Genomic DNA, 14,310 nt, shown 5'->3' on the forward strand with positions numbered 1-14,310 from the left:
GCTCGCACGCAGGAGGTCATCGGTTCGACTCGATATTCTCCACTATTCAAGTGAATAGTAAAGAGTGAAATGCAATTGTAACTAATCACTAATTACTAGGTACTAATCACTAAGAGAAAAGTTCATTGACATATTGAGAAAAAAATATAATAAGTAGAATAGAAAGCACAGTTTTAAGCTGATAGCTATAAGCTATAAGTTTAATCTAAAAGTACAATAAGCAAAATAAGGGCGTATGGGGGGATGCCTAGGCTCTCAGAGGCGATGAAGGACGTGATAAGTTGCGAAAAGCTGCGGGGATTGGCACATACGAGTTGATCCGCAGATATCCGACTGGGGCAACCCACTATGTTGAAGACATAGTACACCGATAGGTGAGTGAACCCGCTGAACTGAAACATCTAAGTAGGCGGAGGAGAAGAAAACAAAAGTGATTCCGTAAGTAGTGGCGAGCGAACGCGGACTAGCCCAAACCGTTGTTGTTACGGCAATAACGTGTGTGTCGAAAGGACCGCGATATTCGAGCTATAATGAATTAGAATAACCTGAAAGGTTAACCACAGAGGGAGATAGTCCTGTATAAGTAAAGTGTAGTAAGATAGTAGTAGGTCCTGAGTAGTGCGGGGCACGTGAAACCCTTGTATGAATCTAGCGGGACCATCCGCTAAGGCTAAATACTCCTGAGAGACCGATAGTGAACCAGTACCGTGAGGGAAAGGTGAAAAGAACCGTGAATAACGGAGTGAAATAGATCCTGAAACCATACGCTTACAAGTTGGTCGGAGCCAATTTATCGAGGACGGCGCAGCCTTTGCATAATGAGCCTACGAGTTACCGTTGCTGGCAAGGATAAGGTATTAAGTACTGATCCGTAGCGAAAGTCGAGCCTGAATAGGGCGCTATAGTCAAAATGGTAGACGCGAAACCGTGTGATCTACCCATGGGCAGGTTGAAGCTGTGGTAACACACAGTGGAGGACCGAACCGGTTGACGTTGAAAAGCTCTCGGATGACTTGTGGGTAGGGGTGAAAGGCCAATCAAACTCGGAAATAGCTCGTACTCCCGAAATGCCTTTAGGGGTACGCTTATAATAGTTTACTAGAGGTAGAGCTACTGATTGGATGCGGGGTTTCACCGCCTACCAATTCCTGACAAACTCCGAATGCTAGTAAATGATAATAATCAGTGAGGGCATGGGTGCTAAGGTCCATGTCCGAGAGGGAAAGAACCCAGACCATCAGCTAAGGTCCTCAAATGTATGCTAAGTTGAAAAACGCGGTTTGCCTGCTTAGACAGCTAGGATGTTGGCTTGGAAGCAGCCATTCATTTAAAGAGTGCGTAACAGCTCACTAGTCGAGCGGGCGAGCATGGATAATAATCGGGCATAAGTATACTACCGAAGCTAAGGATTGTATGTAAATACAGTGGTAGGGGAGCATTCTAAACTGGGTTGAAGGTAAAAACTGCGAGGTTTGCTGGACTGTTTAGAAAAGCGCCTCTGCAGGCAGATAAGTAACGATAATGTGCGGGCGAGAAACCCGCACACCGAAAAACTAAGGTTTCCTCAGCTATGCTAATCAGCTGAGGGTTAGTCGGGTCCTAAGGCGTACCCGAAGGGGAAGTCGATGGCCAACGGGTTAATAGCTCCCGTACTACTTATCATTGTGATGGAATGACGGAGTGATGAAAGCACCGCGAACAGACGGAATTGTTCGTTGAAGGTTGTAGCTATATTCTTTATAGGCAAATCCGTAGAGAATGGCAAAGACTGATAGTACTCAGCGTCTTCGACAAAGAGATAGTGTGTCAAGGGCTTCCAAGAAAGTTTCTAAACTTAGATGATAAGTACCTGTACCGTAAACCGACACAGGTAGTTGAGTAGAGAATCCTAAGGTGCTCGAGAGGATCTATGGCTAAGGAATTAGGCAAAATAGACCTGTAACTTCGGGAGAAAGGTCGCCCCGATGCAATAATCGGGGCCGCAGTGAAGAGGTCCAGGCGACTGTTTATCAAAAACAATAGGCTCTGCAAAATCGTAAGATGACGTATAGGGCCTGGATACACCTGCCCGGTGCTGGAAGGTTAAGAGAGGATGTTATCTTCGGAGAAGCATTGAATTGAAGCCTCAGTAAACGGCGGCCGTAACTATAACGGTCCTAAGGTAGCGAAATTCTTGTCGGGTAAGTTCGACCTGCACGAATGGTGTAACGATCTGGACACTGTCTCAGCCATGAGCTCGGTGTGAAATTGTAGTATCGGTGAAGATGCCGATTACCCGCAATAGTGGGACGAAAAGACCCTGTGCACCTTTACTATAGCTTAGTATTGACCTTGGACACGTGATGTGTAGGATAGGTGGGAGACTATGAAGTGGCGTCGCTAGGGCGTTGTGGAGTCATTGTTGAAATACCACCCTTTGCTTGTCTGAGGCCTAACCCCGCGATTGCGGGGGGACATTGCTTGGTGGGTAGCTTGACTGGGGTGGTCGCCTCCAAAAGAGTAACGGAGGCTTTGGGGCACTCCCCAGCACGCTTGGTAACCGTGCGTAGAGGTAATGGCATAAGGGAGCTTGACTGAGAGACATACAGGTCGATCAGGTACGAAAGTAGAGCATAGTGATCCGTGTGTTCCGCATGGAAGGGCCATCGCTCAAAGGATAAAAGGTGCCGGGATAACAGGCTGATCTCCCCCTGGTGAGCTCACATCGACGGGGGTTTGGCACCTCGATGTCGGCTCGTTCAAGCATCCTGCTGAGAAGGTCCCGCGGGTTGGGCTGTTCGCCCATTAAAGTGGCACGCGAGCTGGGTTCAGGAACGTCGTGAGACAGTTCGGTCTCTATCTACTGCGAAGTGCTAGAAATTTGAGGGATCTGATTCTAGTAATGAGAGGACCGAATTGGACGAACCGCTGGTGTATCTGTTGTCTCGCCAGGGGCATTGCAGAGTAGCTACGTTCGAAGCGTATAAGCGCTGAAAGCATATAAGCGAACCACCACAAGATGAGATTTCTTTAAAGGGTCCTAGAAGATGACTAGGTTGATAGGCTATAGATGTAAAGGCAGTAATGTCATAGTCGAGTAGTACTAATAACCCGTAAGCTTATGTACACGCCCCCCGCTTAATTGCGGGGGAAACTTTCTTTCTTATTTAAATTCTTTTTTTCTCAATATGTTAAAATATTTGCAACTAAGGTTGCAGTTATGAGTTTTGAGTTATAAGTTAAGAGTTGTAAAACTGTAAACTAAAAACTGTGAACTGAAAACTAAAACTTAAGGTGGTTATTGTCAGCCTTTCCATTCCGAACAGAGAAGTTAAGCCCGATAGCGCCGATGGTACTGCAGTAATGTGGGAGAGTAGGTCGCTGCCTTTCTTTTGAAAAGCCTGTCTATTATTTAGACAGGCTTTTTTGTTTAATATATGTCGAATGTCAAAAGTCCAATGTCGAATGTTGAATGTCGGATGTTGAAAATTAGTGAAAAGTAAAAAGTCGAAAGTTGAGTGAAATGTTTTAGGTAAAAGGGAAATGATAAAAAGGTAAAATCACTAGTATTTTCAAATTCGCTAATTTTCTAATTGCTTCATTGTCACATTTGCTAAATCGCTAATTACAAAGACTTAGGTGTTTATTAGCCCCGATAGAGCCAAGCACCCCGTGCAGGCGATAGCGGGAAGAGTACGTGTTTTGAAAAATGAAAAAAAGTGCTCTAATTTAATGAATTAATTACACATTTGTTTATATTTATGTTTTTTAGTTTAAAAAATAAACTATTTATTCGTTATTTGTTTTCAATATTGTTTTTATGTTTGATATTTGCTTACTAATAATTTAATAATTTAGTATGTGTGGAATTGTATGCGCTTTTGATATAAAGCAAAGAGCAGAAGTATTACGACCTCAAGTTTTAGAAATGGCTAAAAAAATTCGTCATCGAGGTCCAGATTGGAGTGGCATATTTAGTAATGAACGAGCTATAATGGCTCACGAACGATTAGCTATTGTAGATCCAGCTTCTGGAAAACAGCCGTTATTTACAAAAGATAAAAATTTGGTTTTAGCCGCAAATGGCGAAATTTATAATCATAGAGAGTTGCGTAAGCAATTTGATGGAAAATATGAATTTTTAACGGAAAGTGATTGTGAAGTTATTTTAGCTTTATATAAAGAAAAAGGAACACAATTTTTAGATGAATTAAATGGAATATTTGGTTTTGCGGTTTACAATGTTGAAAAAGACGAATATGTAATTGCTCGCGACCATATGGGCATTATTCCACTTTATATTGGTTGGGATGAGTTTGGAACTTTTTATGTAGCATCAGAATTAAAAGCGTTAGAAGGATTTTGCACAAAAATAGAATTGTTTCCACCAGGACATTATCTATCAAGTAAAGATGGGAAGTTTGTAAAATGGTATACTAGAGAATGGACAGAATATGATGCTGTTAAAGAAAACGAAACAAGTATTAAAGCTGTAAAAGAAGCTTTGGAAGCGGCTGTAAAGCGTCAGTTAATGAGTGATGTGCCGTATGGCGTTTTGCTTTCTGGTGGATTAGATTCTTCAATTGTTTCGGCAATAGCTAAAAAGTTTGCCAGTAAGCGTATCGAATCTGAAGATGTACAAGAAGCATGGTATCCTCAATTGCATTCGTTTGCTGTTGGTTTAGAAGGTTCGCCAGATTTAGCTGCTGCAAAAAAAGTGGCTAATCATATTGGAACAGTACATCATGAGGTTAAATTTACTATTCAAGAAGGATTAGATGCTATTCGTGATGTAATTTACAATATAGAAACTTATGACGTAACTACTATTCGTGCTTCTACGCCAATGTATTTAATGGCACGAGTTATTAAATCAATGGGTATAAAAATGGTGCTTTCAGGCGAAGGTTCCGATGAGTTATTTGGCGGATATTTGTATTTTCACAAAGCACCAAATGCGAAAGAATTTCACGAAGAAACAGTTCGCAAATTAAGTAAATTACATATGTACGATTGTTTGCGTGCCAATAAAAGTTTGGCCGCTTGGGGAATTGAAGGTCGTGTACCGTTTTTAGATAAAGAATTTATAGATGTTGCTATGCAAATTAATCCGCAAGATAAAATGATTAATGGCGAAAGAATGGAAAAATGGGTATTGCGTAGAGCATTTGAAGATATGTTGCCCGAAAGTGTAGCGTGGCGACAAAAAGAACAATTTAGCGATGGTGTTGGCTACAGTTGGATAGATACATTAAAAGAAATAGTAGAAAAAGAAATAACCGACGAACAATTAAAAAATGCCCAATATAAATTTCCTATACAAACACCAACATCAAAAGAAGAATATTATTACCGTTCTATATATTCTGAACATTTTCCAAGCGATGCTGCAGCTTTAACAGTACCGCAAGAAGCAAGTGTAGCTTGTAGCACAAAAGTAGCATTAGAATGGGATGAAGCTTTTAAAAATCTAAATGATCCATCGGGTAGAGCAGTATCAAAAGTACACATTAAATCCTATTAACTAACCTACATTTTTTTTAGTAAAAGCCTTTTTAGCCCAAAAAAGGCTTTTATATTTTGCAAATAAACCATTTTCTGTTTTTTCATTTTTTTAAAGGCTTAAAAAACAAACCAAATCAATTTTAACCTCATTTTTATTCGATTTAAGACACTTTTGTATAATTAACAAATGTTAATAACTTTGAATGTTTTGATGCTTATTTTTGTAAAAATTACCTCTAAAATGTTTATATTTGTTTGTTAATCAAAATTGAAAGTATAAGCTATTAAACCATGAGTGAAGAAATAAAGAAAAAAGATTATTCAGCAGATAGTATTCAGGCATTAGAAGGAATGGAGCACGTACGTATGCGTCCTTCTATGTATATTGGTGATACAGGCGTTAGGGGGTTACATCATTTAGTATATGAAGTTGTAGATAACTCAATAGACGAAGCATTAGCAGGACATTGCGATACTATTCACGTTGCTATAAATGAAGATAATTCTATAACTGTTGAAGATAACGGTCGTGGTATTCCAGTAGATATTCATAAGAAAGAAGGCGTTTCAGCTTTAGAAGTTGTAATGACAAAAATTGGAGCTGGAGGTAAATTTGATAAAGATTCATATAAAGTTTCGGGTGGTTTACACGGAGTAGGTGTATCTTGTGTTAATGCACTTTCCGATCATTTAAAAGCAACTGTTTATCGCGATGGTAAAATTTGGGAGCAAGAATATGAAAGAGGAAAAACACTTTACCCAGTTAAACAAGTAGGTACAACCGATAGACGAGGAACAGTAGTTACCTTTAAACCCGATGCTACTATTTTTACACAAACACTGGTTTATTCATACGATACTTTAGCAGCTCGCTTGCGAGAATTATCCTTTTTAAATAAAGGAATAACCATTACACTTACCGATAAACGTGAAAAAGATAAAGAGGGTAACGATGTAAAAGAAACATTCTATTCGCAAGAAGGTTTAAAAGAATTTGTTAAATTTTTAGATGGAAATCGTGTGCCAATTATTGGTCATGTTATTTCTATGGAAAACGAAAAAGGTGAAATTCCTGTAGAAGTTGCTTTAATTTATAACGACAGTTATTCTGAAAATATTTTTTCGTATGTAAATAATATTAATACTCACGAAGGCGGAACACATTTACAAGGTTTCCGTATGGGATTAACACGTACATTGAAAAAATATGCAGACGCTTCAGGATTATTAGATAAGTTAAAATTTGAAATTTCTGGAGACGATTTCCGTGAAGGTTTAACTGCAATTATTTCAGTAAAAGTCGCCGAACCTCAATTTGAAGGTCAAACCAAAACAAAATTAGGAAACCGTGAAGTGGTTTCGCCAGTTTCGCAAGCAGTAGCCGAAATGTTAGAAAATTATTTGGAAGAAAATCCAAACGATGCTAAAATAATCGTGCAAAAAGTAATTTTAGCCGCGCAAGCACGTCATGCTGCTAAAAAAGCTCGCGAAATGGTGCAACGTAAAACCGTAATGGGCGGTGGCGGATTACCAGGAAAACTTTCCGATTGTTCTGAGCAAGATCCTGCAAAATGCGAAATTTTCCTTGTAGAGGGAGACTCGGCAGGTGGAACAGCAAAACAAGGTCGCGATCGCTTTTTTCAAGCTATTTTACCATTACGAGGTAAAATATTAAATGTAGAAAAAGCCATGCAGCACAAAGTATTTGAAAACGAAGAAATTCGAAACATTTTTACTGCACTAGGCGTAACTGTAGGAACAGAAGAAGATAGTAAAGCATTAAATTTATCAAAATTACGTTATCATAAAGTAGTTATTATGTGTGATGCCGATGTCGATGGTTCTCACATTTCAACTTTAATTTTAACGTTTTTCTTCCGTTATATGAAAGAGTTAATAGAAGGCGGACACGTTTATATAGCACAACCACCACTTTACTTAGTTAAAAAAGGAAACAAAAAACAATACGCTTGGAACGATGATCAGCGCGATAGAATTTCGCTAGAAATGGGCGGAAGCACAAATATTCAACGATACAAAGGTCTTGGAGAAATGAACGCAGAACAATTATGGGATACCACTATGAATCCTGAATTTAGAACACTACGCCAGGTAACTATTGAAAGTCTTTCGGAAGCCGATAGAGTTTTTTCTATGCTAATGGGCGATGAAGTACCACCAAGACGTGAGTTCATTGAAAAAAATGCCGTTTATGCTAATATCGATGCGTAATTTATTTTTAGCAATAATAGTAGTTGTAATGTGCAGTGTAAATAGTACTGCACAAACATTAGACGAACAAATAGGGTATCTGTTATCAGATGCCCTATTTTATTCCGAAAAATATATAGTTCCCGCTACAGACGGCGCTGTTTATCAAGCTTCGTCTTCTTGGATAAATTCGGCTAAAAAAAGAGAAAAATGGCAGTTCGATTTAGGTATTCATGCCAATTTATTTTTTGTCCCTAATCGCGATAGACAATTTACCATTTCAAATAATGATTTTCAGTTTTTGCAAATCGAAAATACCAATTCGGCAATTGTGCCCACTGCTTTTGGAAATGATGAGCAAGTATATTTATATGGTAATTTAGATAATCAACAAATACGCTTTAAAACGCCCGAAGGTATTAATCAAGAAACTATAGTTTATCCGTATTTACAAGCCCGATTAAGTTTACCTTATGGTTTTGAAGTAGTAGGACGCTATTCTACACGAACTAAACTAAAAAAAGGCGATTACCAAGTATATGGTTTTGGTTTGCAACATAATTTTAGTCAATATTTTAAAAAATTAGAAGAAAAGAAAATCAATTTAGCAGCAATAATGATGTATTCTAATGAAGATATTTCTTTCGATTTTTTAGACGTTCCAACAAATTATGGCGATTTAGGCTTAAATCAGTTTACCGCAAAAATTAACACCTATCATTTTCAAATTGCAGTATCAAAAGAAATTAATCAATTTGAAATTATAGCATCAGCTTTAACCAATTATAGTACATTTAATTACAAAGTTTCGAGCAAAACAGAAAGCCCTATTAATTTGGCAACTACTATTAATAATAAATTGCCCCAGCTCGAAAAAGATAAATGGAACTTTATGGGCGAAATTTCGGCAAATTATTATTTTAACGACTTTTTTTTAAAAAGCTCATTTTCATTTGGTAAATTTGCAAATGTTAATTTAGGACTTAACTATACATTTAATTTTAATACTAAAAAAATAGAATAATGAAAGTAACTATTGTAGGTGCGGGTAATGTAGGCGCAACATGTGCCGATGTTATTGCGTATAGAGGAATTGCAAGCGAAGTAGTATTGTTAGACATTAAAGAAGGCTTTGCCGAAGGTAAAGCTATGGATATTATGCAATGTGCTACAACTACAGGATTTAATACAAAAGTAGTTGGTAGTACAAACGATTACTCAAAAACAGCAGGAAGTAGTGTTGTAGTAATTACATCGGGTATTCCTAGAAAACCAGGCATGACACGTGAAGAGTTAATTGGTATTAATGCTGGAATTGTAAAATCGGTTGCCGAAAATATTTTAGCGCATTCGCCAAATGCTATTATTGTAGTAGTGTCGAACCCTATGGATACTATGGCTTACTTAACGTTAAAAGCTACAGGATTACCTAAAAATCGTGTAATTGGTATGGGTGGTGCTTTAGATAGTTCACGTTTTAAATACTTTTTATCACAAGCTTTAGATAAACCATCAAACGATGTACAAGGAATGGTAATAGGTGGCCACGGCGATACGACAATGATTCCATTAACACGTTTAGCTTCTTATAATGGTTCGCCAGTTGCTAATTTCTTATCTAAAGAAGAATTAGAGAAAGTTGCTGCAGATACTATGGTAGGTGGTGCAACTTTAACTAAATTATTAGGCACATCGGCTTGGTATGCACCAGGTGCTTCTGTTGCCTATTTAGTAGATTCAATTTTAAACGATCAAAAACGTATGATTCCTTGTTCGGTAATGCTTAATGGCGAATATGGTGAAGACGATATTTGTATTGGCGTTCCTTGTATTATAGGCAAAAATGGAGTAGAACAAATTGTAGATGTACAATTAAACGATGCCGAAAAAGAATTATTCGAAAAATCAGCAATGGCTGTTCGTAATATGAACGAAGCGTTAAAAGCTGTTTTATAATTTTAACCCACAAATAACGGAAACTGTCAAATTTATTTGACAGTTTTTTTATGTATTGAGCAATAAGTAAAAAAAAACCAATTTTATTATAAAATAAAATTGCTTAATCCTATTGTAAATTATATATTTGTCCGTTTTTTATAATAAGATAATTAATTAATTTTTGTAGTAATGCAGAATAGAGGACTAGTAAAATTTTTCGCAGTTATATTTGCTTTGGTATGTATTTACCAATTGTCATTTACATTTGTTGCAAATAAAATTGAGAAAGATGCAAAAAAGTTTGCAAACGGCGATTTTAAAAAGGAAGTAACGTATTTAGATTCCATTTCAAAAGAAAAGGTGTTTTTAGGACAAACCTATGAAACCGTAAAGAACAATCAAATTAATAAAGGTCTAGACCTTGAAGGTGGTATCAATGTTATCCTTCAAATTTCGGTAAAAGACATTTTGAAAGGATTGGCAAACGGATCAAAAAATGCAGCTTTCAATAAAGCTTTAGCAGACGCTAAAACAAACCAACAAGGAAATCAAGATTATATTGATGCTTTCTTTGCAGAAGCCGATAAAGCCAATTTAAAACTAGCAGACGCCGAAATCTTTGGAAACAGAAATTTAGACGATGTTATTAAGTTTAATATGACCAATGCTCAAGTAGAGCCTATTATTAAACAAAAAGTGCAAGAATCGGTAGAATCTGCGTTTAAAGTACTACGCGAACGTATTGATAAATTTGGGGTAACACAACCTAATATTCAATTATTAGGAAATTCTGGTAGAATTTTAGTAGAATTACCAGGAGCAAAAGATGTAGATCGTATTAAAAAATTATTACAATCTACAGCACAATTAGAATTTTGGGAAACTTATAAAGTAGACGAAATAGGGAATTTCTTAGTTGCAGCAAACAACGAATTAAAGAAAACAGAAGTTAAAGAAGATAAAATTGAAGAAAAAGTAGCTACAGGTATCGATTCTTTACTTACCGATAAAGCCGATTCTACTAAAGTAGAAATAAACCCATTATTTGATAGTATGGTTGCTCCAGGGCAACAAGGCACACCTTATATTGGTATTTTTGTAGCAAAAGATACAGCAAAAATAAACGGCTATTTAAAACGACCATACATTCGTTCATTATTGCCATCAGAATTAGCTGATGTTAAATTTGCTTGGGGTAAAATTGATGAAAAAGCACCAGATGCTGTAGAGTTATATGCCTTAAAAGGAAATAGAGAAAACAAAGCGCCAATTAGTGGTGGTGTTATTACAGATGCAACCGATACGTTTGACCAAATGAGTAAACCAGCCGTTTCTATGCAAATGAACGGAAAAGGAGCAAAAGAATGGGAAAAATTAACGGGTAAAGTTTCGCAACAAGGAAACGCAATCGCTATTGTTTTAGATAATATCGTTTATTCGGCACCAGGTGTAAGCCGTGGCGCTATTACAGGTGGACGTTCTGAAATTTCGGGAAGTTTTACTGTAAACGAAACAAAAGACTTAGCTAATATTTTAAGAGCAGGAAAATTACCAGCAGCTGCCGAAATTGTTCAGTCAGATGTTGTTGGTCCATCATTAGGACAAGAAGCTATTGATAATGGTATGTTGTCATTTATAATAGGTTTCTCTTTAGTATTATTATGGATGATTTTCTATTATGGAAAAGCTGGTTTTTATGCTAATTTAGCCTTATTAGTAAACATACTATTCATTTTTGGTGCTTTAGCAAGTTTTGGAGCAGTTTTAACATTACCAGGTATTGCGGGTATCGTTTTAACTATAGGTATGGCGGTAGATGCTAACGTAATTATTTATGAAAGAGCTAAAGAAGAACTAGATTCAGGTAAAACGGTTGATGAAGCCGTAAACTATGCTTATACTTGGAAAGGAGCAATGTCGTCTATTGTAGATGCTAACGTAACTACTTTGTTAACGGCAATTATTTTATTTGTTTTTGGTACAGGACCAATTAAAGGTTTTGCAACAACTTTAATAATTGGTATTATAACTTCTTTATTTACAGCTATATTCATTACAAGAATGTTGTTAGATTGGAGTTTATCGCGCAAAGAAAATATTACTTTTTCAACTGCTATAACTAAGAACTGGTTTAAAAACTTAAACTTCGACTTTTTATCGAAACGTAAAATTGCTTATATACTTTCGGCTATAATGATAACATTAAGTTTAATTTCAATCTTTACAAAAGGTTTAAATCAAGGTGTAGATTTTGTAGGAGGAAGAACGTACCAAGTACGTTTTGATAAACCAGTTGTTGCATCTGATGTAACTGCCGATTTAACCAAAGTATTTGGTAGTGCCGAAGCAAAGAAATTTGGTAACGATAATCAGTTAAAAATTACAACTAAATATAAAGTTGACGAAGAAGGAGAAGGAGTAGATAAAGAAGTAAATCAAAAACTTTATGATGGTCTTAAAAAATATTTACCAGAAGGTTTAACTTATGAAAAATTTGTAACATCTTACGATGGAAAAGAGTTTGGTGTAATGCAATCGTCTAAAGTATCAGGTACTATTTCAAAAGACATTAAAACCAACTCAATTTGGGCAGTATTAGGTTCATTATTTATTGTATTTGTTTACTTAATGATTTCTTTCCGTAAATGGCAATTTGGTCTTGGAGCTGTTGTAGCGGTTGCACACGACGTAATTATAGTATTGGGTGTATTCTCATTTTTCTATACTATTTTACCATTTAATATGGAAATCGATCAAGCCTTTATAGCTGCAATTTTAACGGTTATTGGTTACTCGTTAAACGATACTGTAATTGTTTTTGACCGTGTTCGTGAGTATTTAGATTATAACTCATCTTCAGATTTTAAAGGATTAGTAAATAAAGCATTAAACTCTACTTTAAGTAGAACTATTAATACTTCAGCAACAACTTTAGTGGTTTTAGTTGCCATCTTTATATTTGGTGGAGAAACCATTAGAGGATTTGTATTTGCTATTTTAGTAGGTATTTTAGTAGGTACATATTCATCATTATTTGTGGCTGTGCCAATTATGACAGATGCTATGAGTGAAAAAGAAGCTCGTAGAATGGCAGAATTTAAAAAAGATGAAGACGATGATAAATAATTATCGTATGTAATACAAACTTTTGAAAGTCCTAAATAATTTTATTTAGGACTTTTTTTATCTTTATAAGATGAAAAAATATAGTTTAATTTTTATACTATTGCTCTTTTCGTGTAATAGAAATGTAGTTTATTCAGAATTTAATAAAGATTTTGAAAATAACAGATGGTATAATAATGATGTAAAAACGTTTCATTTTTCTATTGAAAACGAAGCCAACTATACGATACGTTTACATTTAGGTCATATTTTCGGTTTTCCAATAACTGATTTTCCTGTTTTAGTTGGAATTAATAATGAAGAAAAAGACATTTATATGGATATTGTTAATGTTAAAATAATAGATAAAAATGGCAAACATCTAGGCGATTGTTTAGGCGATATTTGCGATGTATATGCAGTAATTCTTACTCAAAAATTAGAAAAAGGAAACTACACTATAAAAATTGGAAATTCGTTACAATCATCAGATTCACAACACCAATATTTGCCTTATATACTTGGAGTAGGAATAGATGTAAATAAAGAAGATTAGTTTTCTTTTTATTAACTTGATTTCTTCGCTTTAAAAATAAAGTAAAAACCAGCAATAATAAACGGAATACTTAACCATTGCCCAGTAGAAAATACGCCTAAAGCATTTTCAAAACCACCCTGACTTTCTTTTACGTATTCTACAAGAAAACGAACGGTCCAAAGTAAAACTAAAAATATGCAAAAAATAAATTATAGTTCCCAACGGATGATGCTGTTTTAAAATCCGTATATTTGGCACTGAGAGAATCAACCAAAAAAAGTCAATTCCAATCCAAAATTGGGGATTAATACTCAATCATTTCTTAACTATTTTGAAAAAAGGGTTCAACTTTAATTAAAAAGTCAACCCCCATTATTTTAAACTTGCACACTTTTTAGGATAGTGTTCTTATTTTATTTCTATTTCAAATAAAATGTTTTTACTATATACTAAACTACTGTGTTCTTCTAATCTACCAGAAGATAATTCAATTTTTGAACTTTTAACAATTATGTTTTCTGGAATATTAAAATTTCTATAAAATTCAAAAGGATGTAAACAACTAAATTTAAATACATGAAAAAGATTAACATTACTTTTTTGTACTTTCATATATACTGTATATAATAACTTTGTCTTCTTATAATTCTTATAAATATTTAATTTAATTTCACCATTTAAACCATTATTACTTATCCATTCGTATTGAATTTTAGATTTATCCCAATATTTATAAAAATTCATATCATTAGTAGATTTATACATAAATTGAAAAAAAACTTCATTCTTACTTTTTACTTCTTTGACATCAAATTTATGCAAAATCATTTTTTTTAAATCATATAACTTTGCGATTTTATATTCAGAATTTCCTTGTATATACATTACGTAGTCTTCATGTTTTGAATTTGAATAAACAATGCTTTCTCGATTTTTTAGTTTATACTTGGTAAGTACATCAAATTCGAATTTTTGAGAATAAATATTAGATAAAAAAAGAACATATATTATACAAGTTATAGTTTTCATACAAT

At 35.1% G+C, this 14,310-nt stretch carries 7 protein-coding genes, 1 rRNA gene and 1 pseudogene; 7 read left to right on the plus strand and 2 right to left on the minus strand.

Annotated elements, in window-relative coordinates:
• Positions 1–214 precede the first annotated feature (214 nt).
• From R2808_RS07625 to R2808_RS07655, 7 genes are all read left to right on the plus strand, one after another.
• Positions 215–3,106: ribosomal RNA gene (locus tag R2808_RS07625) — 23S ribosomal RNA — on the plus strand.
• 732 nt (positions 3,107–3,838) lie between these two features.
• Complete coding sequence (gene asnB / locus R2808_RS07630) at positions 3,839–5,503, plus strand: asparagine synthase B (protein ID WP_371270366.1); 1,665 nt, start codon at positions 3,839–3,841, stop codon at positions 5,501–5,503.
• A 272-nt stretch (positions 5,504–5,775) separates the two neighbouring features.
• Positions 5,776–7,716, plus strand: coding sequence for a DNA topoisomerase (ATP-hydrolyzing) subunit B (gyrB, locus tag R2808_RS07635; RefSeq protein WP_371270367.1), 1,941 nt, complete (start codon positions 5,776–5,778; stop codon positions 7,714–7,716).
• Positions 7,688–8,719 (plus strand): DUF6588 family protein, encoded by a 1,032-nt coding sequence (locus R2808_RS07640; RefSeq protein WP_371270368.1) that lies wholly within the window; start codon positions 7,688–7,690, stop codon positions 8,717–8,719. The genes gyrB and R2808_RS07640 overlap by 29 nt, the downstream gene beginning before the upstream one ends.
• Positions 8,719–9,651 carry a malate dehydrogenase gene (gene mdh / locus R2808_RS07645; RefSeq protein ID WP_371270369.1) on the plus strand — a complete coding sequence of 311 codons (933 nt, stop codon included), beginning with the start codon at positions 8,719–8,721 and terminating at the stop codon, positions 9,649–9,651. The genes R2808_RS07640 and mdh overlap by 1 nt, the downstream gene beginning before the upstream one ends.
• A 171-nt stretch (positions 9,652–9,822) precedes the next feature.
• On the plus strand, positions 9,823–12,759 hold the full coding sequence (gene secDF, locus R2808_RS07650) for a protein translocase subunit SecDF (RefSeq protein WP_371270370.1): 2,937 nt from the start codon (positions 9,823–9,825) through the stop codon (positions 12,757–12,759).
• A 70-nt stretch (positions 12,760–12,829) separates the two neighbouring features.
• Positions 12,830–13,294 carry a hypothetical protein gene (locus R2808_RS07655; protein ID WP_371270371.1) on the plus strand — a complete coding sequence of 155 codons (465 nt, stop codon included), beginning with the start codon at positions 12,830–12,832 and terminating at the stop codon, positions 13,292–13,294.
• 11 nt (positions 13,295–13,305) lie between these two features.
• Here the strand turns inward: R2808_RS07655 and R2808_RS07660 are convergent.
• Together R2808_RS07660 and R2808_RS07665 are read right to left on the minus strand one after the other, a co-directional pair.
• Positions 13,306–13,485 (minus strand): annotated as a pseudogene (locus R2808_RS07660) (prolipoprotein diacylglyceryl transferase family protein); the annotation flags it as partial.
• Between the two features lie 199 nt (positions 13,486–13,684).
• On the minus strand, positions 13,685–14,310 hold a 626-nt coding region (locus R2808_RS07665), incomplete at its 5' end, for a hypothetical protein (RefSeq protein ID WP_371270372.1).

The sequence above is a fragment of the Flavobacterium sp. genome (assembly GCF_041392005.1).
GTDB lineage: Bacteria > Bacteroidota > Bacteroidia > Flavobacteriales > Flavobacteriaceae > Flavobacterium.

Excerpts from the sequence above, each read along its gene's own strand:
- asnB (WP_371270366.1), top strand. The coding sequence starts at position 3,839 with ATGTGTGGAATTGTATGCGCTTTTGATATAAAGCAAAGAGCAGAAGTA.
- gyrB (WP_371270367.1), top strand. The coding sequence starts at position 5,776 with ATGAGTGAAGAAATAAAGAAAAAAGATTATTCAGCAGATAGTATTCAG.
- R2808_RS07640 (WP_371270368.1), top strand. The coding sequence starts at position 7,688 with ATGCCGTTTATGCTAATATCGATGCGTAATTTATTTTTAGCAATAATA.
- mdh (WP_371270369.1), top strand. The coding sequence starts at position 8,719 with ATGAAAGTAACTATTGTAGGTGCGGGTAATGTAGGCGCAACATGTGCC.
- secDF (WP_371270370.1), top strand. The coding sequence starts at position 9,823 with ATGCAGAATAGAGGACTAGTAAAATTTTTCGCAGTTATATTTGCTTTG.
- R2808_RS07655 (WP_371270371.1), top strand. The coding sequence starts at position 12,830 with ATGAAAAAATATAGTTTAATTTTTATACTATTGCTCTTTTCGTGTAAT.